This window comes from Mesorhizobium sp. M0051, assembly GCF_040323235.1.
Lineage (GTDB): Bacteria > Pseudomonadota > Alphaproteobacteria > Rhizobiales > Rhizobiaceae > Mesorhizobium.
This window is the reverse complement of sequence record NZ_JAMYUT010000004.1, coordinates 142,092-164,470: the sequence shown is the minus strand read 5'-3', so window position 1 is coordinate 164,470 and position 22,379 is coordinate 142,092. Positions and strand designations below refer to the sequence as shown.

Here is a 22,379-nt window from a genome sequence, read left to right as displayed (position 1 = left end):
CTATTTCGGATGTCGGAGACGCGGATTGGCGACGATCGCCGCTATGTCCGCAATGATGTTCAGGCTTATGTAGACGGCGGCGAAGATCAGGCCGACCGCCTGCACCACCGGAACGTCGCGTTTGGTGACGTGGTCGACGAGATACTGCCCCATGCCCGGATAAACGAAGATCACCTCGACAACGACGACGCCGACAATGAGGTAGGCGAGGTTGAGCATGACGACGTTGATGATCGGGGCGATGGCATTCGGGAAGGCGTGCTTGCGGATAACGTTGAACGCTGACAGGCCCTTCAGTTCCGCCGTTTCGACATAGGCCGACTGCATGACGTTGAGGATCGCCGCGCGCGTCATACGCATCATGTGGGCGAGCACGACCAGCGTCAACGCCGTCGCCGGCAGCGTGATCGCTTGCATCCGTTCCCCGAAGGGCATGCCGTCATAGACAGTCGAGATGCCGGGGAAGATCTGCCACTTCACCGCGAAGAAGTAGACGAGCACATAGCCGATGAAGAATTCAGGGAAGGAGGTCGAGGCGAGCGCCAATCCGGAGATCAGCTTGTCGACCCAGCCATTGCGGTAGCGGACCGCGATAAGGCCGAGGATGATCGCCAGCGGTACGGCGACAATCGCCGCCCAGAAGGCTAGGAACAGCGTGTTCCAAAGCCGGCCCTTGATAGATGTCGCGATGTCTTGGCCGCTCGACATGGCCGTACCCAGGTCGCCCGTCACCACTCCGCCGAGCCAGTGGAAATACCTGATATAGGCCGGCTCGTTCAGCCCGAGCTGCTCACGCAGATTGGCTAGCGACTCCGGCGTCGCCGACTGCCCGAGAATGGCTTGCGCGACATCGCCGGGCAGAATCTGTGTGCCGGCGAAGATCAGGACCGAAACGGCCAACAAGAGGAGAATGCCCAGCGCAACGCGCTGGGCAATCAGTTTCAGGATGGGTGAAGACATATCCGCAAAGCCGGGCTCAGGCCTGCAGCCAGCACTTCGCCAAAGCGTAACCGTTCATCAGTTCCTGATGCGGATCGTCGATCCAGCCATCGACCTTGGCTCCGGTCGCGTCGATGAACTGGTTGAACATCGGCAAGATCAGGCCGCCTTCGTCGCGCACCATGACAGCCATATCGTGGTACATCTGCTTGCGCTTGGCCTCATCGAGCTCGGCGCGAGCCGCGAGCACCAGCTTGTCGAAATCGGGGCGCAGGAAACGCGTGTCGTTCCAGTCGGCGGTCGACAGATAGGCGGTAGAATACATCTGGTCCTGCGTCGAGCGGCCGCCCCAATAGGAAGCGCAGAAGGGCTGCTTGTTCCAAACCTCGTTCCAATAGCCGTCACCGGGTTCGCGCTTGAGCTCGATCTTGATGCCGGCCTTGGCCGCGCTCTGCTGGAAGAGCTGGGAAGCGTCGACGGCGCCCGGGAAGGCGACGTCGGAGGTCCTCAGCAACACGGTGCCGTCATGGCCCGACTTCTTGTAATGGAACTTGGCCTTGTCGGGGTCGTACTTGCGCTGCTCGATCTCGGTGAACAGCGGATAGGATGAATTGATTGGGAAGTCGTTGCCCAGCGAGCCGTAGCCGCGCAGCACTTTGTTCAGCATCTCCTCGCGGTCTATCGCCAGCTTCAGCGCCATGCGCAGATCGTTGTTGTCGAACGGCGCCGTGTTGCAATGCATGATGAACACGTAGTGGCCGGGACCGGCGTGATTGCGGATGGTGACGCCCGGCAGACGCTTGATCAGGTCGACGATCTTCGGCTCGACGCGGTTGATCATGTTGACCTGGCCGCCCTGCAGGGCCGCGGTGCGCGCCGTCGCATCGTTGATAACGATGACTTCTATCTGGTCGGCATGGCCCATCTTGTCGCCTTGCCAATAGTTGGCAAAGCGCTCGCCGCCATGGCGCACGCCAGGCTCGTTGGTCTTGACCACGTATGGGCCGGCCGAAATACCGGCATCGGGCTTATCCTTGCCGCCGTTCGGCTGGACGATCAGGTGATAGTCGCTGAGCAGGTAGGGCAGGTCGGCGTTGGCCTCCTTCAGCGTCAGCACCACTTCCTTGCCGCTGGCCTTGATGGTCTCGATGCCCTTCATGTAGCCGAGCGCACCGGATTTCGACTTCTCGTCCGAATGGCGCTCCAGCGTGGCCGCGACGTCCTCGGCGGTCACCGTCTTGCCATTGTGGAACTCGACGCCGTCGCGGATCTTCAGCGTCCACACCTTGGCGTCGTCCGAGGAGCCGATCTCCTCGGCGATACGGTTCTCGAGCTTGCCTTCCGGCGACAGCTCGACGATCATTTCGCCCCAGCACTTGCCGAAGGCGAACGGCACCTGCGTCATCATCAGCGCCGGATCGAGGCTGTTGGTGGATTCGCCGCCGACCAAGCCTGCCTTCAGCGTGCCACCCTTGACCGGGCCCGCCGCGCGCGCCGCACTTGAAAGCAGCGAGTTGGCGAAGGGGGCGGTGACGCCAAGCGCTGCCGCCCGGCCGAGAAAATCACGACGGCTGAGTTTGCCCGACGCGACGCGCCGGCTAAGATATTCCAGTTCGTTCGACATTTTGAGTTCCTCACTCTGTTGGTTCGACTCTGCGGTCGTTTTTCTTGTTTCTTGTGAGGAGAATAATGACCGCAAGGGAAAGCAGTAAGCAAGACCGAATGCGACATGCCGTGGCGTAAATCGTGCGTCGCAATTGGATCAACGAAATCGGCGTTCAAACAAGCGCGCGCGGTATCTTCTCATCGAAATTGCGCTCGAAAACGAGCTTTTCGCCCTCATAGGCCTCGATTCTGGCGTTGACGATGAAGTTTTGCGCGTCCGATCGCATTTCGGCAGACGTTTCGGTGCGCACGGACCATTCATTTCGCGACAGGGTCTGCGTCCAATGCGTTTTCCCCGAGGCCGACAGCGGATCGTCGGGATGGATCGTCCAGGTCTCGCGGGCGATGCTGCCATTGGCAAGGCCGTGATCGAGATCGCGCACCTCGCCGAAATCATCAACGATGGAAAGGGTAACAATTCCGGTCTTCTCGTCGCGATCGACGTGGCGCTCGGAATTGGTGGCGCGGATCGTTTCTGTCTCCCAGGGAGAGGCGCCTTCCGGCTCGGCGAACGTCACTTCGTCGCCCGTCGCCAGCGGCCGCAACGGCAGGGACAGCGTCGCGGTCGACAGGGAGAGTTGGACAGGCTCCGGCGACGGCCAGATCATCGGCCAATAGGCGTTCGAAACGGCAACACGCAGGCGGTGGCCGGCGGGCACGCGGTAGGCGCATTGATCGAGCACGACGCGCGCCGACACCGTTTCACCCGGCACCAGCGCTTCCGGGAATTCGTGCGAATTGCGATGCGCCAGATTGAGTACGCCATAAGAGATCAGCTCGGAGGCACCGTCGGAATGCACGTCGCAAAGCCGCACCGCGATGTTGGCCTGCGGACGATCGGAGGATAGTCGCATCTCGACTTCGGGCGCTCCGACGATGTCGATTGCTTCACCGAGTTCGGGCTGGTCGAAGCACACCGACAGCGCATCATCGGCGCGCTGGTCGCCTGGCAGTTCCGGGCCGAAGGTGAACGGAAAATACTCGCCGCCAGCCAGGCCGCAGCTTTGCGGCGAGGCGACGATCGCGGGGTTGCCGCCCTCGGCGATAAGCTCGATCGATTGCGTCTCGATGTTGGCCGATGGCCATTGCTGTTCGGCAACCCAGCGGCCCGGCCGCTCGGGATGCCAGCGTGCCGGACGGACGCTGTCCATGACATAGGCGCGGTAGGCGGGGTCGGCCTCGATGCCTGTGTCGATATCCTTCAGCCAGCGGTCCCACCAGCGCAACGTCTCCTGCAGGAAGCCGATGGCGGGCTTGGGCCCGGCGTAATGCGGGTATTTGTGGATCCACGGCCCGATGATGCCCTTGACCGGCGCTTCGATGTTGCTGGCCAGATGCGAAACCGTGTTGCGGTAGCCGTCATGCCAGCCGCCGATCGACAGCACCGCGGCCTTGACGGTGGAAAAGTCCTCGCAGATCGAGCCGCGCTTCCAGTAGGCGTCGCGGTGCTGGTGTCTCAGCCACAGCGGCGCCAGGAAGGGCTGGTTCTCCAGCCGGGTCAGCCACAGATCCCGCCACCTGTTGTCGCCGGCCAGCAGCGGATCTGGCGGCCGTGATGAGTAGGAGAGCATGGTCGAAGCCCAGCCGAAATTCTCGATCAAAAGGCAGCCGCCCTTGTAATGGATGTCGTCGGCATAGCGATCGACGGTCGAGCACAGGCTGATCACCGCCTTCAGTGCCGGCGGCTGCTTGGCCGCGACCTGCAGGCAGTTGAAGCCGCCCCAGGAAATGCCCATCATGCCGACATTGCCGTTGCACCAGGGTTGGCTTGCAGCCCAGGCGATGACGTCGCAGGCATCCTGCAATTCCTGCTCGGAATACTCGTCGTCCATCAGCCCTTCGGAATCGCCATTGCCACGCATGTCGACGCGGATCGAGGCATAGCCGTGGCCGGCGAAATACGGATGCGTCAGCTGATCGCGGAAGATGGTGCCGTCGCGCTTGCGGTAGGGCAGATGCTCAAGGATCGCCGGCACCGGGTCATCATCGGCATCTTCCGGCATCCAGACCCGCGCCGACAGCCGGCAGCCATCCGGCATGACGATGGCCATGTCCGGAAATTCGACGACCTTGCGGGGAAAATCGGTGACGGTTTTCATGCGAGCTCTCCAGGATGTCAGTGACGCATGAAACGCGTACGTCACGAAGTCAAACGGGCGACGGCCTGTGTCGCCGACACGACGTTTGACGGGACCGTTCGACTGTCCATCTTGCGTTATCTCACTAATTTATGTATTACGTTTATTCGCTTAGGCTTGATGCATTGAGGACAATCTCGACTGAAGATCGTTTGGGATGAGCCAAAGCGCGTGACGAACCTCGAAAGCCGAGGTCTGGACTTTGCCGAACTCGATATCGAGTTTTTTGCGACTTCAACCGTCCTCCCGGCCAAGGCCGGCCGACTCAAGGCGATTGGCGAATTCGGAGAGATCATTCTCGCCGTGATCTTTAAGCCGCTTGGTTCCGAAGCGATTTCGGTAATCTCGATGCGTCGTGCCAGCCGAAAGGAAAGGTCAGTATATGAGCAATCCTAAATCGCATGTTCGACCGCTTACCAATGAGGAGGAAGCGGAAATTCAAAGACAAATTGCCGCTGATCCCGATGATGCGGAGGCGACCGACGAAGAGGTGGCGCAAGCCAAGCCTTTCGCGGAAGTGTTTCCAGAACTTTTCGAGAGTATAAGGCGTTCTCGTGGCCGGCCGACCGTGGAGAAGCCGAAGCAAGTTGTGTCCATTCGCCTGGATCAGGATGTCGTCAGAAAATTCAAGGCCACCGGCAAGGGTTGGCAAGCCAGGATAAATGAAGTGCTGAAGAAAGCGAAAGTTGGCTAGGCATCCGCGTCAATTCAGCGGAATGTCGTTCTCATCCTTGCTCGCCTGGTAGGCGCCGGACAACTCGTCATAACGGGCCGAGATATTGCCAATGCGCGCCTCCAGTCGCTGGCGCTCGACCTCGGGCAGCGATCGCACCAGTCGACGGATCGAAAAACTCTTCCAGTAGGCGTTCTCTGCATTGTAGCCGCCGGGATCGAGGGTGAAGACCTCTTTCAGGATCTTCAAATCATGCGGGATGGCGAAGCTGTCGCGCGAATCCTCGTGTGAAAAGAGGTAGTAGAAATTGTCGAAACCGGTCCAGGTAATCGCCGAAAGGCACAGCGAGCATGGCTCGTGCGTGGCGATGAAGATGGCGTCTTTCGTATCGACGCGCTCCGCCTTCGGCATTTCGTAGAAGCATTTCAGGCAGTGCACCTCGCCATGCCAGAGCGGGTTCTCGATCTCGTTGTTGGTCTCGGCCAGCACCAGCGAACGGTCATCTTTCCTCAGGATCGCCGCGCCGAACAGCTTGTTGCCATGGGCGACACCTTCGGCCGTCTTCGGCACGATGTCGTGCTCGATGACGTCGAGCAGGCGGTCGATCAGCGAAATATCGGTCATTACGGGGTCTCCTGCTGCACGTCGCCCAATAGTGCCCCCGGTTTTGGGGTAGCGACATGCACAAAAATCAAGGGAGATGGATCTCGTAGGCGTGCGAGAAATGGAATTCCTCGAGGTTGGGGCCGTCGCCACCCCGGTCGACGATCAGGAAATCCTGCGGCTCGCCGAGCGGCGTCAGCACGCCATGCCAGAGATTGCGCCGGTAATTGATCCCTTGTCCGGGGGCAGTGATAAAGGCATGAGGCTCTTCCGGTCCCTCATCTCCATCATGGCAGACAACGATCAGGAACGGGCGTGGCGACAACGGAATGAACGCCTGGCTGCCGAACGGGTGGCGCTCGACCATCGTCAGCTTCAGAGGCAATTCATAGGGCGTGCCGCGCACCATCGAGATCAGCACGCGGGCGTTCGGCCCGGTCGCCTCGGCGGTAGCGAGATCGTGGTAGCGCTCGGCCCTGCCGCCATTGATCGGGTAATGGTTGTCGCCGCCCATGTCGATGACGTCGCCAAAAGGGGCAAAGTTCTCGCGGGTCAGCGGCTGCGCGACGATACGGGTCACCGCGCGCGACCGCCAATATCAGCCCCGCCGAGCTTGGCATGGCGGTTGACGTCCTTGTAGAGCAGATAGCGGAATCTGCCCGGACCGCCGGCATAGCAGGCCTGCGGGCAGAAGGCGCGCAGCCACATATAGTCGCCGGCCTCGACCTCGACCCAATCCTGATTGAGGCGATAGACCGCCTTGCCTTCCAGCACATAGAGACCGTGCTCCATGACATGGGTCTCGGCGAAGGGAATGACCGCGCCGGGCTCCAGCATCACGATGGTCATGTGCATGTCGTGGCGCAGATCGGCCGGATCGACGAAACGTGTCGTCGCCCAGCGGCCTTCGGTGCCGGCCATCGGCGTTGGCGCGATCTCCTGCTCATTGGTGAAGAAGGCTTCGGGAGCATCGAGACCGTCGACCACCTCGTAGGCCTTGCGAATCCAATGGAAGCGGACATCGGCCTTGCTTTCGTTGCGAACCGTCCAGCCGCTGGCCGGCGGCAGGAAGGCAAATCCACCGGGCTGCAACACGTGCTTCTTGCCGGCAAGCAGAACCGTCAATTCGCCCTCGACCACGAACAGGGCACCTTCGGCGCCGGCATCGGGTTCCGGCCGGTCGCTGCCACCGCCGGGCGCGACCTCGACAATGTACTGCGAGAACGTCTCGGCAAAACCGGACAGCGGTCGCGACAAGATCCAGACGCGGGTCTTGTCCCAGAACGGCAGAGCGCTGGTGACGATGTCCTGCATCACGCCCCTGGGGATGACGGCATAGGCGTCGGTGAAGACGGCGCGGCCGGTCAGCAGTTCGCTCTGGCCGGGGTGGCCGCCATGCGGTGCGTAATAGGTTCGCTCGGGCATCCTGATCGTATCCATGGGTTCAAACCTATTGCGGAAGCATGTCCTTGAGGCGGAGCAGCGCGATGCGCTCGACCTGTTTGCAGGCAGTCTCGAATTCGACGCCGCGACTGTTGCCGATGCGCGTCTCGAATTCGGCGAGGATTTCCTCCTTGGTCTTGCCCTTCACCGCGATGATGAAGGGGAAGCCGAAGGTGGTGACGTAGGCGGCGTTCAATTTGGAGAACAGCTCGCGTTCCTTGTCGGTCAGCGCGTCTAGCCCAGCCGAGGCCTGTTCCCTGGTCGATTCCGCCGTCAGCCGTTTGGCCTTGGCCAGCTTGCCGGCAAGGTCGGGGTGGGCATTGAGCACCGAAAGCCGCTCGGTCTCGCTGGCGGCACGGAAGATGCGGCAGAGCGCATTGTGCAGGCCACCGGCGGTGTCATGCGCCGGGCCTAGTTCCAGTTCATGGGCTCGTTCTGCGATCCAGGGCGAATGCTCGAACACGCCACCGAAGGTATGGACGAAAGTCTCGAATTCCATCTTGGATGGCCTGAGTGCCGCCGGCTTGTAGGGATGGTTCTCCTGCCAGTGCCTGGCGATATCGATGCGTCGCGCCAGCCAGACCTTGTCATGCGATTTGACATAGTCGACGAAGCGCTTCAGAGCCGCGATGCGACCCGGACGGCCGACGAGGCGGCAATGCAGGCCGATGTTCATCATGCGCGGCCGGCCGGCCTTGCCCTCGGCGTAAAGCGTGTCGAAACTGTCCTTGAGATAGGCAAAGAACTGGTCGCCCGAATTGAATCCTTGCGGCGTCGCGAAGCGCATATCGTTGGCGTCGAGCGTATAGGGGATGATGAGCTGCGTGCCGCCTGCGTGCTCGAACCAGTAGGGCAATTCGTCGTCATAGGTGTCCGACACGTAGTCGAAGCCACCCTCTTCCGCCACAATCCGCACCGTGTTGACCGATGTGCGGCCCGTGTACCAGCCAGTCGGTCGCTGCCCGGTCACCTCATAGTGCAGGCGGATCGCTGCTTCGAGGTCGCGACGCTCATCTTCGGCGCTATGGTCGCGGTAGTCGATCCATTTCAGTCCGTGCGAGGCGATTTCCCAGCCGGCTTCCTGCATGGCCGTGACCTGGTCGGGCGAACGGGCGAGCGCGGTGGCGACCCCGTAGCAGGTGATCGGTACCTCAGCCTCCGTGAACAGTCGGAGCAGCCGCCAGAAGCCGGCGCGAGCGCCATATTCGTAGATTGATTCCATGTTCCAGTGACGCTGGCCCACCCAGGGCGCCGCGCCGACGATTTCCGACAGAAAGGCTTCCGACGCCTTGTCGCCATGCAGCACGCAGTTCTCGCCACCCTCTTCGTAGTTGACGACGAACTGCACGGCGACATGCGCACCATCAGGCCATTTCGGATCCGGCGGATTGGCTCCATAGCCGCGCATGTCTCTGGTGTATCGCATCGTCCCTCCTGCCGGGCATGGCCCGAAGTGTGGTGAGAATATCGAAAGGGTTGCCTGGGCATTCCCCCGAAAATTTTTGAAAGTGTTTTTGTCGCACTCCGCTCGACCGGGACTTATGCATCGCCTTTAATTGGCGCACAATTCACTGTTGATACTCGATCGTACCGGGCCAAATTCGCTCGTACCGAAAATGGGAGGCGGCCAATGGCAGAAACGTCGAAAGCCGATGGCGGGCGTCTGACGACCCATGTCCTCGACACGGCGACCGGCAAGCCGGCGGCGGGACTGTCGATCGCGCTCTACCATCTCCATGGCGACACACGGACACATTTGAAGACTGTCACCACCAATGTCGACGGCCGTTGCGATAAGGCGCTGCTCGCCGGCGCGGAGTTCCGCACCGGCGAATACGAACTGGTCTTCGCCGCGGGCGACTATTTGCGCCAGCAGGGGCTGAGTCTGCCGAAGCCCGCCTTTCTCGATGTGATCCCGATCCGCTTCGGCATGGCCGAGCCGGTGCACTACCATGTACCGCTGCTCGTCTCGCCCTATGGTTATTCGACCTACAGAGGGAGCTGAGGCATGGTCAATATCCGAAACGAAATACGCTTCATCCTCAATGGCAGGGATGTCGTGCTTTCGACGGTGGCGCCCGATGCGATCTTGCTCGACTGGCTGCGGCTCGACCGCTCGCTGCGCGGCACCAAGGAAGGCTGCGCCGAAGGCGATTGTGGGGCCTGCACTGTGCTGGTCGGTAAACTATCCGCTGGCGGATTGGTCTACGAAACCGTCAATGCCTGCATACGCTTCCTCGGCTCGCTGGACGGCACCCATGTCGTGACCGTCGAGCATTTGCGTGGGTCACCCGGGCAGTTGCACCCGGTGCAGCAGGCGATGGTCGATTTCCACGGTTCGCAATGCGGCTTCTGCACGCCGGGTTTCGTCATGTCGCTCTATGGCCTGTGGATGAGATCATCAGATCCGTCGAACGCGGCAATCGAAAAGGCGTTGCAGGGCAACCTCTGCCGTTGCACCGGCTACGAGGCGATCATGCGCGCGGCACATGCCATCTCCAGCTACGGCAAGGTGGCGAAGGACCCGCTGGCTGCCGAGCGCAAGGCGATCACCGCAAGGCTCGAGGCCATGCATGACGGTGCGAGGGTCGAGATCGGCGCCGGCAAGGCACGGCTTGTCGTGCCGGCCAATGTCGACGATTTCGCCGCTGTGCTGGACGAGGAGCCCGGCGCCACCATTGTTGCCGGCTCGACCGATGTCGGCCTGTGGGTGACCAAGCACATGCGAGAAATTTCGCCGGCCATTTTCATTGGCAATCTCGACGGGCTTTGCACAATCTCGGAAGATAATGGCGTCATTTCGATCGGCGCCGGCGTCACCTACACCGAAGCATTCTCGACGCTCGCCAGACGCATCCCGGCGCTGGGGCCGCTGTTCGATCGCATCGGTGGCGATCAGGTGCGCAACATGGGCACTATCGGCGGCAACATCGCCAACGGCTCGCCGATCGGCGACACACCACCGCCCTTGATCGCTCTCGGCGCGCGGCTGACGCTGCGCAAGGGCAACAAGCGGCGCACGATCCCGCTGGAAGCCTTCTTCATTTCCTATGGCAAGCAGGACCGGCAGCCGGGCGAGTTCGTCGAGGCCGTGCATGTGCCGGTTCCTGCCAAGGGCACAAAATTCGCCGTCCACAAGATCACCAAGCGCCGCGACGAGGACATCACGGCAGCCCTCGGCGCTTTCTTCCTGACGCTGGCCGGGGATGGCACGGTCGCGGATGTGCGCATCGCCTATGGCGGCATGGCGGCGACGCCGAAGCGTGCGTCTTCTGTGGAAAAAGCACTGCTTGGCAAGCCGTGGACCGAACAGACGGTGGAAGTGGCGATGGCCGGATATGCCGAGGATTTCACGCCGCTGACCGACATGCGGGCGAGCGCAGAATACCGGGCGCTGGCGGCGAAGAACCTGCTGTTGCGCTTCCTTGCAGAGACGAGCGGCACCAAGGCGCCGGTCCAGGTTTCGAGGCACGAGGCGGCATGATGAACAAGCACGCAGCGCCCAACCCTAGGGCTGAAAAGATCGCCGGTGGCGTCGCCACCGATCAGCGCCATGATTCCGCGCACAAGCATGTCAGCGGCACCGCCGTCTACATTGACGACATGCCGGAACCAGCCGGCACGCTGCATGGCTGCCTCGGGCTTTCGGCCGCAACACATGCCACCATCACCAGCATGGATCTCTCGGCGGTGCGTACGGCGCCCGGCGTTGTCGACGTGCTGACGGCCAAGGATGTGCCGGGCGAAAACGACATTTCGCCGACCGGCCGCCACGACGAGCCGGTGCTGGCCGATGGCAAGGTGCAATTCTACGGCCAACCGATCTTCTGCGTCATCGCCGAAACGCGCGAGCAGGCGCGCCGCGCCACCAGGTTGGCCAAGGTCGAATACAAGGAGCTGCCTTTCGTCACCGACATCGGCGCGCTCGATCCGAAGAAGGACAAGCTCGTCACGCCGCCGCTGACCCTGAAGCGCGGCGATGCCGCTAAAGCGATCGAAAAGGCGCCGCGCCGGCTCAAAGGGCAGATGCGCATCGGCGGCCAGGAGCATTTCTATCTCGAAGGCCACATTGCGATGGCCATTCCCGGCGAGGACCAGGACGTCACCATCTATTCTTCGACCCAGCATCCGAGCGAAATCCAGCACATGGTCAGCCACGCGCTCGGTGTGCCGAGCAACGCCGTCACGGTGGAAATCCGCCGCATGGGCGGCGGCTTCGGCGGCAAGGAGACGCAAGGCAACCAGTTTGCGGCATTGGCCGCGATAGCCGCGAAGAAGCACCATCGCGCCGTGAAGATCCGGCCCGACCGCGACGACGACATGATCGCCACCGGCAAGCGTCACGATTTCCTGGTCGACTATGAGGTCGGCTTCGACAATGAGGGCAACATCCTCGGTGTCGATTTCATGTTCGCGGCGCGCTGCGGCTTTTCGTCGGACCTTTCCGGCCCGGTGACCGATCGCGCGCTGTTCCACTGCGACAACACCTATTTCTGGCCGGCGGTGCATGCGCAGTCGGCGCCGCTCTACACCAACACCGTGTCGAACACTGCCTTCCGTGGTTTCGGCGGCCCGCAAGGCATGGTTGGCGCCGAGCGCGTCATCGACGAGGTGGCCTTTGCCGTCGGCAAGGACCCGCTCGAAATCCGCAAGAAGAATTTCTACGGCACATCAGACCGCAACGTCACACCCTACCACCAGACGGTTGAGGACAACATCATCCAGCGCATCGTCGCCGAACTGGAGGAGAGCGCCAGCTATGCGCGGCGGCGGCGCGAAATATCGGCCTTCAACGCCAATAGCCGCTTTATCAAACGCGGCCTGGCGTTGACGCCGGTCAAGTTCGGCATTTCCTTCACTGCCACCCACTACAATCAGGCTGGCGCGCTGGTGCATGTCTACACCGACGGTTCGGTGCATCTGAACCATGGCGGCACCGAGATGGGGCAGGGCCTCTACGTCAAAGTGGCGCAAGTGGTGGCTGAAGAGTTCCAGATCGACCTCGACCAGGTAAAGATCACCGCGACGACGACCGGCAAGGTGCCGAACACCTCGGCCACGGCGGCGTCGTCCGGTTCCGACCTCAACGGCATGGCGGCGCGGAATGGCGCTCGCCAGATCAAGGACAGGCTGACCGATTTCGCCGCCGAGAAATATCAGGTGCCGCGCGACCAGGTGCTGTTCCTGCCCAACCGGGTGCGCGTCGGCAACCAGGAGATCGCCTTCGCCGACCTCGTCAAGCAGGCCTACATGGCCCGCATCCAGCTTTCGGCGGCGGGATTCTACAAGACGCCGAAAATCCACTGGAACCGCGACAAAGGCGAAGGCCGCCCCTTTTACTACTTCGCTTACGGCGCATCGTGCTCGGAAGTCTCGGTCGACACGCTCACCGGCGAATACATGGTCGAGCGCACCGATATCCTGCACGAGACCGGCCGTTCGTTGAACCGCGCCATCGATCTTGGCCAGATCGAGGGCGGTTTCATCCAGGGCATGGGCTGGCTGACGACCGAGGAACTGTGGTGGGACGACAGAGGCCGGCTGCGCACCCATGCGCCGTCGACCTACAAGATTCCGCTCGCCTCCGATCGGCCGAAGATTTTCAACGTCACCCTGGCCGACTGGCCGGAAGCGGGTGAGCCGACCATCCACCGCTCCAAGGCGGTCGGCGAGCCGCCGTTCCCGCTCGGCATGTCGGTGCTGCACGCCCTGTCGGATGCGGTGGCGAGCGTCGCCGACAACAGGATCTGTCCGCGCCTCGACGCGCCGGCGACCCCGGAGCGGGTTCTGATGGCGATCGAGCGGCTGAAGACCGAGGCGAAGGCCTGATTCTGGCGCCAGGGTCGGCAATGCGTGCAATTCAGGCCGAAAGACCCTATGTTTCCCGCACGGGAACACGAATGATGAATTCGAAAGTGCAAAGCCTCAAAGACTTCCTTGCTGGTCAAGGCCGCATCGCTTTGGTCGAGGTCGCCGGCACGAAAGGGTCGACGCCACGCGAGAAGGGCGCGCTCATGCTCGTCTCGCAATCGGCAATCCTGGGCACGATCGGCGGCGGTCAGCTCGAATACATGGCCATCGACAAAGCCAGGCAGATGCTTTTCTCCCCCCTCGACGGCGGTGAGAAGTGTTCGGCCGAAGGCCGAGAAAAAGCCAATGATTTGGCCTTTTCAGTGACGAACGCCCGGAGCCATGGCGAAGGGCCAGCCGCGAAGCGGCCAGAGGGGGTCGGCAGAGGCAGCGCGCGACCTAAAACGTCGAGCACTGCCGCGGCGACCCCACCCGACGGCTTCGCCGCCACCCTCCCCTCAAGGAGGAGGGATATTCGCGCCACCCTCGACGTTCCGCTAGGCCCTGAAATCGGCCAATGCTGCGGTGGGCGCGTCGAAGTGCTGATCCGGCTGGTCGATGCGGCGCTCGCCGCCGAGCTGGTTGCGGCTGCGGAGGCAGAAGAAGCGCATCTGCCGCATGTCTATATCTTCGGCGGCGGCCATGTCGGCCAGGCGCTGGCGTCGACGATCGCACTTCTTCCCGTGCATGGCGTCGTCATCGAGACGCGGGCCGAGGCGCTGGAAGGCATGCCCGAAACCGTCGAGACCCGGCTGACGCCGATACCGGAAGCTATGGTGCGCGATGCTCCTGCGGGGGCCGCCTTCGCCATCCTCACCCACGACCATGCACTGGATTTCCTGATCGTGGCTGAAGCGCTGAAACGCGGCGACGCCGCCTATGTCGGCATGATCGGGTCGAAGACCAAGAAAGCGACGTTCAAGAACTGGTTCCTGAAATCGGCGGATGGCAGCGAGGCGGAATTTGCCCGCCTCATTTCGCCGATCGGCGGCGACGCCGTCAAGGACAAGCGGCCGCAAGTCATCGCGGCGCTTGCGGCGGCCGAGATCATGACGGCGCTGGTCATGCACGCCTCATCATCCAATGTCAGCTATCAGGTTTCGCACGACAAGGTGATTGCCGGCTAAGCTTGCGCCTCCACGCATTTCATGCAGGTCGCTTCAGCCCCAGATGGTCGCGCAGTGTGCGACCCTCATAGTCGGTGCGGAACAGGCCGCGCCGCTGCAGTTCCGGCACGACCAGCGTCGCAAAGGCATCGAGCTCTCCGGGGAAATACGAGGGCATGACGTTGAAGCCATCGGCCGCACCGCCCTCGAACCGTGCCTGCAACTCGTCGGCGATTTGGGCGGCTGTGCCGACGATGCGCCAATGGCCGCGGGCGCCGGCGAAATGGCGGGCAAGCTGGCGGATGGAAAGGTTGTCGCGGCGAGACTGCTCGATCACCAGTGCTTGCCGGCTCTTCATCCCCTCGCTCTCGGGCAGCTGCGGTAGCGGCCCGTCGATCGGATAGCGCCACAGATCGGAGATGCTGAGATAGCTGGAGAGCAGCGCCACGCCGACATCGTCGGGGATCAGCTCCTGCAATTCTGCGTATTTCTCCTGGGCCTCTGCATCGGTCTCCGCCACCACTGGCGCTACGGCGGGCATGATCTTGATGTCGCCCGGCTCACGCTCATAGGCCGCCATGCGCCCCTTGAGATCGTCATAAAAGGCCTTCGCTTCCTCGAAGGTCTGCGCGGCGGTGAACACCACGTCTGCGGTGCGGGCGGCGAGGTCGCGGCCGACATCAGAGGCGCCGGCCTGGACCATGACAGGCGCGCCTTGCGGCGAACGCGGCAGGTCGAGCGGATCCCGCACCGAGAAGCTTTGGCCGGCATGACTGGAAGCTTCATCGAGCTTGCCATGCCAAAGCCCGGCGACCACTTCGGCGAACTCACGCGCCCGTTCGTAGCGGTCGGCATGGGGCTTGAGGCCCGTCGAACCGAAATTGGCTGCTTCGATGGGACTGGCCGAGGTGACCAGGTTCCAGCCGGCCCGGCCGCCACTTAGATGGTCGAGCGACAGAAAGGCCCTCGCCAGCCCGTATGGCTCGTTGTAGCTGGTCGACGCGGTCGAGACGAGGCCGATGCGGCTGGTCTGGGCGGCTAGCGCCGACAGCAGGCTGATCGGCTCGAAACCGATCGAGCGCGACGTTTGGCTGGCGATGTCGATATTTGCTTCGCGCAGGCCGGCAGCGTCCTCGCAGAACACCATGTCGAGTTTCGCCGCCTCCGCCGTACGTGCCAGCTGGATGTAATGGTCGATGTCGATTCCGGCGGTCACGTGCGCCTTGGGGTGGCGCCAGGCGGCGATGTGGTGCCCTGTCGCCCACAGGAAGGCGCCTAGCTTCATTTGGCGAGCGGTCATTGGTCACCTCCGCCGGCAAGCCCCAGATGCGAGCGCAAGGTTGCGCCGCGATAGCTCTGTCGAAAAAGGCCGCGCCGTCGCAAAGCCGGCAAGACCAGATCGAAGAAATCGTCGAGCGCGGAAAGCTGTGCCGGCATCTGGATGTTGAACCCGTCGCAGCTTGTTGCGCGGAATTCTTCTTCCAATCTGTCGATGACGGCAGCCGGCTTACTATCGGCGATAGACGCGACGTTCCTCAGCGCCTTCACGGCATCCGGGTCGCGTCCGCAGGCGGCAACACGGCACCTCAGTTCGTCATAGTGTGCTTTCGCACTCTCGATCGGTCCGTCGCCCAGCAGGATCACATCGGCGGCGCGAGCGACAATATCCAGATCGGGCTCCGACAGATCCGACAAGACAAGCACCGGCGTGTCCTGCGGCGACCGCGCGACGTTCAGCGGTCCGCGCACGGAGAAGAACTCGCCCTGGTGGTCGAGAAAGTGCATCTTTTCGGGGTCGTGAAAGCGGCCTCCGCTTTGGTCGAACAGCAGTGCGTCCGCATCCCAGCCCTGCCACAGGCCCTGAACGATGCCGATATATTCCTGCGTGCGACGGCGAAGATCGTCGCCGGAAAAGCCTTCGGGCCGGCTGAAATTGGCGGCCTCGCGTGGCGCTTGCGTCATGGTCGCGTTCCAGCCGGCTCGGCCATGGCTGATGATGTCGAGCGAGGCAAAACGGCGCGCCAGATTGTAGGGCTGGTGGGCAATTGTCGAGGCTGCGGCAACGAGGCCGATCCTGCTCGTCACTGTCGCCAGTGCGGCGATGAGCGTCGTCGCTTCGAAGGGACTGCTGGACGGCTCGCCGCTCGCCAATGAGTCGGAGATAACGACCATGTCGATACTGCCGCCTCGGCCTTTCGCACGAAGCCGGCTATCTCACTGAATGTCGGGCCGGTCTGCCCTGCGGTGGAAGCGATGTTGAGCGAAACGGCGAGATGCATTCTGCTGTCCATTTGGCTATCAGCGATAGCGTGCAGCCATCCGGCTACCAACCTAGGCTGGCTTTCGCCCAGGGCAACTGCCCCGGATGGGCCACGAGGACATTACTTGCCGGCCAGCAGATCGTTGATCAGCCGCTGGCAGCGCTCGGCCATGAAGTCGAGCAGGAGCCGCACTTTTGGATCCTGCAGCTTCTTGTGCGGATAAACGGCGGCGAACTGCACCGGCGTCGGCGGCGTGTTGCTCAGGATCACTTTCAGGCGCTGGTCGCGGATAAACGGCTCGACCTCGAAGCGCGGCTTGTTGATAATGCCACGCCCCGACAGCGCCCAGCTGGTCAACACGTCGCCATCGTCGGTGTCGTAGGGGCCGTGCACTTCGAATTTCTGCGGGCCTGCGGGTGTCTGCAGCGTCCACACATATTCGCGCGCGCCGGAGTAGCGCAGCATCAGGCAGTCGTGTTTCTTGCCGATCAGCTCCTGTGGCTCCAACGGTTCGCCGCGCGCCTCTAGGTATTTCGGCGCCGCCACCAGCACGCGCTCGCATTCCATGATGCCACGCATTCTGAGGCTGGAATCCTCGATGATGCCGAGCCGGAAGGCGACGTCGATGCCCTCCTTCATGATGTCGACATTGTGGTCCGAAAGCCTGAGCCGCACCTCGATATCAGGGTATTTGTCGTGGAAATCGGGTATGCCCGAAGCCACCAGCCGGCGGCCGAGACCCAAAGGTGCCGTGACACGGATGGTACCGCGGGGCTGGCCGGAAAGGGCCGAGACAGCCGCTTCGGCCTCGGTGATCGCCTCCAGCACCTGCTTGGCACCTGAATAAAAAACCGTGCCGTGTTCGGTCGGCATCAATTGCCGCGTGGTGCGGTTGAAAAGCCGCACGCCAAGATGTTTCTCCAACTCCTTGATGCGGTTGGAGGCCACCGCCGGCGAAATGCGCATGTCGCGCCCGGCGGCCGACAGATTGCCGAGTTCGACGACGCGGACGAAGACGGCGATGTTGTCGAGATAGGCCATGCGGAGCACTTTCGCCGGTTTGCAGCGATAAGCCTAGTATTTTCCATTTTTTTTTGAAAGTCATCGTGCACCTCGCCCCTTTCCGTTTGCGCTCCAGCCCGTAAAGTCACCCAATCGGCAGGGACGACTTCAATGATGGATTTCGCGATTTTCTGGGACTGGCTGAGCTTCGCCGTGCGCTGGCTGCATGTCATCACCGGCATCGCCTGGATCGGCTCGTCGTTCTACTTCGTCGCGCTCGATCTCGGCCTGCGCCAGCGGCCGGGCATGCCTGCCGGTGCCTTCGGCGAGGAATGGCAGGTGCATGGCGGCGGCTTCTACCACATCCAGAAATACCTTGTGGCGCCGGCCGAGATGCCCGAGCACCTGACCTGGTTCAAATGGGAATCCTACGCCACCTGGCTGTCCGGTTTCGCCATGCTGTGCGTCGTCTATTATGCCGGAGCTGATCTGTTCCTGATCGATCCCAACGTGCTGCCGATGTCAGTGCCGGTCGGTATCCTGCTGTCGCTGGCAACCATCGGCGTCGGCTGGGTGGTCTATGATCTCCTGTGCCGCTCGCCGCTTGGCAAGAGCGACACCGGCCTGATGCTGGTGCTCTACTGCGTGCTGGTGTTCATCGCCTGGGGGCTGACGCATTTGTTCACCGGCCGCGCCGCCTTCCTGCATCTGGGCGCCATCACCGCGACGATCATGTCGGCCAATGTCTTCATGGTCATCATCCCCAACCAGAAGATCGTCGTCGCCGACCTCATCGCAGGCCGCAAGCCCGACCCTAAATACGGCAAGATCGCCAAGCAGCGTTCGCTCCACAACAATTATCTGACGCTGCCGGTGCTGTTCCTGATGCTGTCGAACCACTATCCCCTGGCGTTCGGCACTGAGTTCAACTGGGTCATCGCCTCGCTGGTGTTCATCATCGGCGTGCTGATCCGGCACTATTTCAACAGCGTCCATGCCCGCAAGGGCAACCCGACCTGGACCTGGATGGCAGCACTTGTCCTGTTCATCATCATCATCTGGCTGTCGACCGTGCCGAAGGTGCTGACCGGCGAACCCAGGCAATCGGCCGCCGCGCAGGTCTATGTCGCTTCGGTGCATTTCCCGGCCGTGCGCGACACCGTGCTCGGCCGCTGCTCGATGTGCCATGCGGCGGAGCCGGCCTACGAGGGCATCTATCATGCGCCGAAGGGCGTGATGCTGGATAACGATGCGGATATCGCCAACCACGCCCGTGAGATCTATCTTCAGGCCGGCCGCAGCCACGCCATGCCGCCCGCCAACGTTAGCCAGATCACCGACAAGGAACGCGCGCTGCTGGTGGCCTGGTTCGAAGGCGCAGGGAAATAGCATGATTTCGACACTTCTGCGTGGCCGCACGCTGTCCTTCGAGCGCTGGCCGCAAACCATCGACGACCACTCCGCCTGGCGCTACGAGGAGGATGGCGGTCTGCTGATCCGCGACGGCAGGATCGTTGCCACCGGTGCCTATGCCGAAGTTGAAAAGCAGGCTGGCGAAGCGGTGAAAAAAATAGATCATCGGCCGCATCTGCTGCTGCCGGGCTTCATCGACGCGCATGCGCATTTTCCGCAGATGCAGATCATCGCTTCCTATGGCGCAGAACTGCTCGACTGGCTGAACACCTACACTTTTCCGGAAGAAACGAAGTTCTCCAACGCCCAGCACGGCCGGCGCATAGCGCGGCTATTCCTCGACGAGGTGGTGCGCCACGGCACCACGACGGTCGCCGCCTACTGCTCGGTGCATAAGGCTTCTGCCGAAGCCTTCTTTGCAGAGTCGCATGACCGCAACATGCTCAACATAGCCGGCAAGGTTATGATGGACCGCAATGCGCCAGACGGCGTGCTCGACACTCCGCAATCCGGCTACGACGACACAAAGGCGCTGATCGCCGAGTGGCACGGCAAGGGACGGCAGCTTTATGCCATCACGCCGCGCTTCGCCATCACCTCGTCGCCGGAGCAGATGGAGATGGCCGGCGCGCTGTGCCGGGAATACCCCGACCTGCACATGCAGACGCATCTGTCGGAAAATCATGCCGAGATCGCCTTCACGAAAGAACTCTATCCGTGGTCGCGCGACTACACCGACGTCTACGAGCACTATGGGCTGTTGGGGAAAAAAAGCCTGTTCGGCCATTGCATCCATTTGTCGGAGCGCGAGGCGGACGCGCTTTCGGCCTCGGGTTCGGTGGCGGTGTTCTGTCCGACCTCGAACCTGTTCCTTGGTTCCGGCCTGTTCGACTATCAGCGCTTTCGCCGCCGCGACAGGCCGATCCGTATCGCCGCCGCCACCGATGTCGGCGGGGGCACCAACTATTCCATGCTGCGCACCATGGACGAGGGCTACAAGGTGATCGCACTGAACGGCGAGAAGCTGAACCCGTTCCAGTCCTTCTGGCAGCTGACGCGCGGCAATGCCGAGGCGCTGTCGGTGGCGGAAAGGATCGGCACGCTGGACGCAGGCACCGACGCCGACATCGTCGTGCTGGATGCCAGGGCGACACCGGCAATGCGGCTCAGGATGGAAACGGTCGAGACGTTGGCGCAGGAATTGTTCCTGCTGCAGACGCTAGGCGACGACCGCGCTGTCCGCGAGGTTTATGTCGCTGGGCGGCCCGCCAAGAGCGACATGATCGCGGGGTAAGACCCCCTCACCCGGATTGCCAACCGAATTGCAAAGGGCAATTCGGGGCAATCCGACCTCTCCCCGAGGGGAGAGGAGGAAGCCGAGGCCCGTGCTCGTCTCTTCTCCCCTCGGGGAGAAGGTGGCCGCGAAGCGGCCGGATGAGGGGGCTGCCGCGACGCGCGCTTGACCGGGCGGAGCTTGTCGTACAAACGACGTGTGACGATTTTCGGAGAGAGAAAATGGCCGTTGCTGACGACATCGCTCTGATCAAGAGACAGGAAGAGACCCTTGTCTTCTCCGTCTTCGACGAGGCCGTTGCGTTCAAGATCGGCTCGGCCATCCGCAAACGGGCTTTGGCCGAGAACCTGCCTGTTATCGTCGAGATAAGGACCTTCGATCGGCCGCTGTTCTATGCCGCGATGCCCGGCTCGAACGCGTCCAATCCCGATTGGGCGCGTCGCAAGATCAATGTCGTCAGGCGATTCCTGAAAAGCACCTACCGCATGGTGCTGGAACAGCAGCGCCCCGACCGCACCTTCAAGATCGGTGAGGGCCTCGACATTTCGGACTATGTGCTGGCCGGCGGTGGTTTTCCGGTGACCGTCAAGGGCGCCGGCGTCATCGGTGTGATCGCCGTCTCCGGACTGCCTGAGCGCCAGGATCACGGCGTCGTGGTCGATGCGCTGTGCGATCATTTGGGCGTCGACAAGCGCGGGCTGGCATTGCCTCGGGAAGCCGAATGACCGTGCTCGACCCCAAATCGTTCCTTATCTCGATCTTCAACGCGGCCGTCGCCGCCGCCGATCCGGAACGAACCATCCGGGATCATTTGCCGGCCAGGCCTAAGGGCCGCACCATCGTCATTGGCGCGGGAAAAGGCTCGGCCCAGATGGCGGCGGCGTTCGAGAAAATGTGGGACGGTCCGATCGAAGGGCTGGTCGTCACCCGCTACGGCTACGGCGCGAAATGCGAGCGTATCGAGATCATCGAGGCCGCGCATCCGGTGCCGGATGCAGCCGGGCTTGAAGCCTCGCGCCGCCTGCTCGCCAAGGTCCAGGGGTTGACGGTGGACGACCTGGTCGTGGCGCTGATTTCGGGCGGCGGCTCGGCGCTCCTGCCGTCGCCGGCCGCCACCCTGACGCTGGCCGACGAGATCGCCGTCAACGAGGCGCTGCTCGCCTCCGGCGCGCCAATCGCAGCGATGAACACCATCCGCAAGCACCTTTCGGCCATCAAGGGTGGCAGGCTGGCCGCCGCGGCGTATCCGGCCAAGGTGGTGTCGCTGGTCGTTTCCGATATTCCCGGCGACGACCCGGCGCTGGTCGCCTCCGGCCCGACGGTTCCGGATAAAGGCAGCCGCGCAGACGCTCTGGCATCGATATCAGCCTATGGCATGAAACTGCCGGCCTCGGTGATGGCGCATATCAATTCGCCGGCCGCCGATGCGCCAAGTCCTGAGGATGAACGTTTTTCGCGCAACGAGGTACATCTGATCGCCTCTGCCGGCGTATCGCTCGAGGCAGCGGCCGCGGAAGCGAAACGGCAAGGCGTCGAGGCCGTCATCCTCTCCGACTCGATCGAAGGCGAAGCGCGCGAGGTCGGCGGCGTCCACGCAGCGATCGCCCGCGAAGTGGCGACCCGCAACCGCCCATTTCCAAAGCCAGTGCTGATCCTGTCGGGTGGCGAAACAACGGTGACACTTCGTGCCAAGGGCAAGGGCGGCCGCAATTCGGAATTCCTGCTCGCGTTCGCCATCGGCATCAGCGGCGTCGAAGGCATTCATGCACTGGCCGCCGACACCGACGGTGTCGACGGTTCGGAAGACAATGCCGGCGCCTTTGCCGACGGTTCGACGGTGTCGCGCATGCGGGCAGCCGGGGTCGATGCCAAGGCTATGCTGGCCGGCAACAATGCCTGGACGGCCTTCAACGCGGTTGGCGATCTTTTCGTGCCGGGCCCGACCGGTACGAATGTCAACGATCTCAGGGCAATCCTCGTCGGATAATCCCA

19 protein-coding genes and 1 pseudogene are annotated in these 22,379 nt (G+C 62.5%); 10 read left to right on the top strand and 10 right to left on the bottom strand.

Features of this window, described 5'->3' with window-relative positions; translation table 11 throughout:
- The 3 genes from NKJ90_RS06185 to NKJ90_RS06175 form a co-directional block, all read right to left on the bottom strand.
- Nucleotides 1-960, bottom strand: a complete 960-nt coding sequence (locus NKJ90_RS06185; RefSeq protein ID WP_023761416.1) for an ABC transporter permease — start codon at nucleotides 958-960, stop codon at nucleotides 1-3.
- Nucleotides 961-976: 16 nt separating this feature from the next.
- Nucleotides 977-2,563, bottom strand: a complete 1,587-nt coding sequence (locus tag NKJ90_RS06180) for an ABC transporter substrate-binding protein (RefSeq protein ID WP_023761417.1) — start codon at nucleotides 2,561-2,563, stop codon at nucleotides 977-979.
- A 154-nt stretch (nucleotides 2,564-2,717) separates the two neighbouring features.
- Nucleotides 2,718-4,703 carry a CocE/NonD family hydrolase gene (locus NKJ90_RS06175; RefSeq protein ID WP_023761418.1) on the bottom strand — a complete coding sequence of 662 codons (1,986 nt, stop codon included), beginning with the start codon at nucleotides 4,701-4,703 and terminating at the stop codon, nucleotides 2,718-2,720.
- 180 nt (nucleotides 4,704-4,883) lie between these two features.
- Between NKJ90_RS06175 and NKJ90_RS06170 the strand changes: the two genes are divergently transcribed.
- Both NKJ90_RS06170 and NKJ90_RS06165 read left to right on the top strand, forming a co-directional pair.
- The gene (locus NKJ90_RS06170) at nucleotides 4,884-5,138 is read left to right on the top strand and encodes a BrnT family toxin (protein WP_023761419.1); all 255 of its coding nucleotides are present in this window, start codon (nucleotides 4,884-4,886) and stop codon (nucleotides 5,136-5,138) included.
- A complete protein-coding gene (locus tag NKJ90_RS06165) occupies nucleotides 5,125-5,436 on the top strand; it encodes a BrnA antitoxin family protein (RefSeq protein ID WP_023761420.1) in 312 nt (103 codons plus the stop codon). Before NKJ90_RS06170 ends, NKJ90_RS06165 begins: the two co-directional genes overlap by 14 nt.
- A 9-nt stretch (nucleotides 5,437-5,445) precedes the next feature.
- Here NKJ90_RS06165 and NKJ90_RS06160 read toward each other — a convergent pair whose 3' ends face one another.
- From NKJ90_RS06160 to puuE, 4 genes are all read right to left on the bottom strand, one after another.
- A complete protein-coding gene (locus NKJ90_RS06160) occupies nucleotides 5,446-6,039 on the bottom strand; it encodes a nucleoside deaminase (protein WP_023761421.1) in 594 nt (197 codons plus the stop codon).
- A gap of 67 nt (nucleotides 6,040-6,106) precedes the next feature.
- Nucleotides 6,107-6,598, bottom strand: a complete 492-nt coding sequence (locus tag NKJ90_RS06155) for an ureidoglycolate lyase (protein ID WP_023761422.1) — start codon at nucleotides 6,596-6,598, stop codon at nucleotides 6,107-6,109.
- The gene (locus tag NKJ90_RS06150) at nucleotides 6,595-7,458 is read right to left on the bottom strand and encodes a bifunctional allantoicase/(S)-ureidoglycine aminohydrolase (RefSeq protein ID WP_023761423.1); all 864 of its coding nucleotides are present in this window, start codon (nucleotides 7,456-7,458) and stop codon (nucleotides 6,595-6,597) included. Before NKJ90_RS06150 ends, NKJ90_RS06155 begins: the two co-directional genes overlap by 4 nt.
- A 10-nt stretch (nucleotides 7,459-7,468) precedes the next feature.
- Nucleotides 7,469-8,887: an allantoinase PuuE gene (puuE, locus tag NKJ90_RS06145; protein ID WP_023761424.1), complete on the bottom strand. Its 1,419-nt coding sequence runs from the start codon at nucleotides 8,885-8,887 to the stop codon at nucleotides 7,469-7,471.
- 204 nt (nucleotides 8,888-9,091) lie between these two features.
- Between puuE and uraH the strand changes: the two genes are divergently transcribed.
- From uraH to xdhC, 4 genes are all read left to right on the top strand, one after another.
- Nucleotides 9,092-9,466 (top strand): hydroxyisourate hydrolase, encoded by a 375-nt coding sequence (gene uraH / locus NKJ90_RS06140; protein WP_023761425.1) that lies wholly within the window; start codon nucleotides 9,092-9,094, stop codon nucleotides 9,464-9,466.
- A gap of 3 nt (nucleotides 9,467-9,469) precedes the next feature.
- Nucleotides 9,470-10,945 (top strand): xanthine dehydrogenase small subunit, encoded by a 1,476-nt coding sequence (gene xdhA / locus NKJ90_RS06135; RefSeq protein WP_023761426.1) that lies wholly within the window; start codon nucleotides 9,470-9,472, stop codon nucleotides 10,943-10,945.
- Entirely contained in the window at nucleotides 10,945-13,290 is a 2,346-nt protein-coding gene (xdhB, locus tag NKJ90_RS06130) for a xanthine dehydrogenase molybdopterin binding subunit (protein ID WP_023761427.1), read from the top strand. The genes xdhA and xdhB overlap by 1 nt, the downstream gene beginning before the upstream one ends.
- Nucleotides 13,291-13,364: 74 nt before the next feature.
- Entirely contained in the window at nucleotides 13,365-14,438 is a 1,074-nt protein-coding gene (gene xdhC / locus NKJ90_RS06125; RefSeq protein WP_023761428.1) for a xanthine dehydrogenase accessory protein XdhC, read from the top strand.
- 19 nt (nucleotides 14,439-14,457) lie between these two features.
- Here xdhC and NKJ90_RS06120 read toward each other — a convergent pair whose 3' ends face one another.
- The 3 genes and pseudogenes from NKJ90_RS06120 to NKJ90_RS06110 form a co-directional block, all read right to left on the bottom strand.
- Entirely contained in the window at nucleotides 14,458-15,717 is a 1,260-nt protein-coding gene (locus NKJ90_RS06120; RefSeq protein WP_023761429.1) for an LLM class flavin-dependent oxidoreductase, read from the bottom strand.
- A pseudogene (locus NKJ90_RS06115) lies at nucleotides 15,714-16,696 on the bottom strand (LLM class flavin-dependent oxidoreductase). The gene NKJ90_RS06120 and the pseudogene NKJ90_RS06115 overlap by 4 nt, the downstream one beginning before the upstream one ends.
- 102 nt (nucleotides 16,697-16,798) lie before the next feature.
- The gene (locus tag NKJ90_RS06110; protein ID WP_023761430.1) at nucleotides 16,799-17,719 is read right to left on the bottom strand and encodes a LysR family transcriptional regulator; all 921 of its coding nucleotides are present in this window, start codon (nucleotides 17,717-17,719) and stop codon (nucleotides 16,799-16,801) included.
- A 132-nt stretch (nucleotides 17,720-17,851) separates the two neighbouring features.
- On the opposite strand from NKJ90_RS06110, the gene NKJ90_RS06105 reads away from it, so the two are divergent.
- From NKJ90_RS06105 to NKJ90_RS06090, 4 genes are all read left to right on the top strand, one after another.
- Nucleotides 17,852-19,069, top strand: coding sequence for a urate hydroxylase PuuD (locus NKJ90_RS06105; RefSeq protein ID WP_023761431.1), 1,218 nt, complete (start codon nucleotides 17,852-17,854; stop codon nucleotides 19,067-19,069).
- A 1-nt stretch (nucleotide 19,070) separates the two neighbouring features.
- A complete protein-coding gene (guaD, locus tag NKJ90_RS06100) occupies nucleotides 19,071-20,387 on the top strand; it encodes a guanine deaminase (RefSeq protein ID WP_352485810.1) in 1,317 nt (438 codons plus the stop codon).
- 221 nt (nucleotides 20,388-20,608) lie between these two features.
- Nucleotides 20,609-21,112: a heme-degrading domain-containing protein gene (locus NKJ90_RS06095; protein ID WP_023761432.1), complete on the top strand. Its 504-nt coding sequence runs from the start codon at nucleotides 20,609-20,611 to the stop codon at nucleotides 21,110-21,112.
- Nucleotides 21,109-22,374, top strand: coding sequence for a glycerate kinase type-2 family protein (locus NKJ90_RS06090; RefSeq protein ID WP_023761433.1), 1,266 nt, complete (start codon nucleotides 21,109-21,111; stop codon nucleotides 22,372-22,374). The genes NKJ90_RS06095 and NKJ90_RS06090 overlap by 4 nt, the downstream gene beginning before the upstream one ends.
- The last annotated feature ends 5 nt before the right edge of the window (nucleotides 22,375-22,379 follow it).

What these genes read in the sequence shown, in the direction of transcription:
- NKJ90_RS06185 (WP_023761416.1), bottom strand. Translation starts at nt 960, where the DNA reads ATGTCTTCACCCATCCTGAAACTGATTGCCCAGCGCGTTGCGCTGGGC.
- NKJ90_RS06180 (WP_023761417.1), bottom strand. Translation starts at nt 2,563, where the DNA reads ATGTCGAACGAACTGGAATATCTTAGCCGGCGCGTCGCGTCGGGCAAA.
- NKJ90_RS06175 (WP_023761418.1), bottom strand. Translation starts at nt 4,703, where the DNA reads ATGAAAACCGTCACCGATTTTCCCCGCAAGGTCGTCGAATTTCCGGAC.
- NKJ90_RS06165 (WP_023761420.1), top strand. Translation starts at nt 5,125, where the DNA reads ATGAGCAATCCTAAATCGCATGTTCGACCGCTTACCAATGAGGAGGAA.
- NKJ90_RS06160 (WP_023761421.1), bottom strand. Translation starts at nt 6,039, where the DNA reads ATGACCGATATTTCGCTGATCGACCGCCTGCTCGACGTCATCGAGCAC.
- NKJ90_RS06150 (WP_023761423.1), bottom strand. Translation starts at nt 7,458, where the DNA reads ATGGATACGATCAGGATGCCCGAGCGAACCTATTACGCACCGCATGGC.
- puuE (WP_023761424.1), bottom strand. Translation starts at nt 8,887, where the DNA reads ATGCGATACACCAGAGACATGCGCGGCTATGGAGCCAATCCGCCGGAT.
- uraH (WP_023761425.1), top strand. Translation starts at nt 9,092, where the DNA reads ATGGCAGAAACGTCGAAAGCCGATGGCGGGCGTCTGACGACCCATGTC.
- xdhA (WP_023761426.1), top strand. Translation starts at nt 9,470, where the DNA reads ATGGTCAATATCCGAAACGAAATACGCTTCATCCTCAATGGCAGGGAT.
- xdhB (WP_023761427.1), top strand. Translation starts at nt 10,945, where the DNA reads ATGAACAAGCACGCAGCGCCCAACCCTAGGGCTGAAAAGATCGCCGGT.
- xdhC (WP_023761428.1), top strand. Translation starts at nt 13,365, where the DNA reads ATGAATTCGAAAGTGCAAAGCCTCAAAGACTTCCTTGCTGGTCAAGGC.
- NKJ90_RS06120 (WP_023761429.1), bottom strand. Translation starts at nt 15,717, where the DNA reads ATGACCGCTCGCCAAATGAAGCTAGGCGCCTTCCTGTGGGCGACAGGG.
- NKJ90_RS06110 (WP_023761430.1), bottom strand. Translation starts at nt 17,719, where the DNA reads ATGGCCTATCTCGACAACATCGCCGTCTTCGTCCGCGTCGTCGAACTC.
- NKJ90_RS06105 (WP_023761431.1), top strand. Translation starts at nt 17,852, where the DNA reads ATGATGGATTTCGCGATTTTCTGGGACTGGCTGAGCTTCGCCGTGCGC.
- guaD (WP_352485810.1), top strand. Translation starts at nt 19,071, where the DNA reads ATGATTTCGACACTTCTGCGTGGCCGCACGCTGTCCTTCGAGCGCTGG.
- NKJ90_RS06095 (WP_023761432.1), top strand. Translation starts at nt 20,609, where the DNA reads ATGGCCGTTGCTGACGACATCGCTCTGATCAAGAGACAGGAAGAGACC.
- NKJ90_RS06090 (WP_023761433.1), top strand. Translation starts at nt 21,109, where the DNA reads ATGACCGTGCTCGACCCCAAATCGTTCCTTATCTCGATCTTCAACGCG.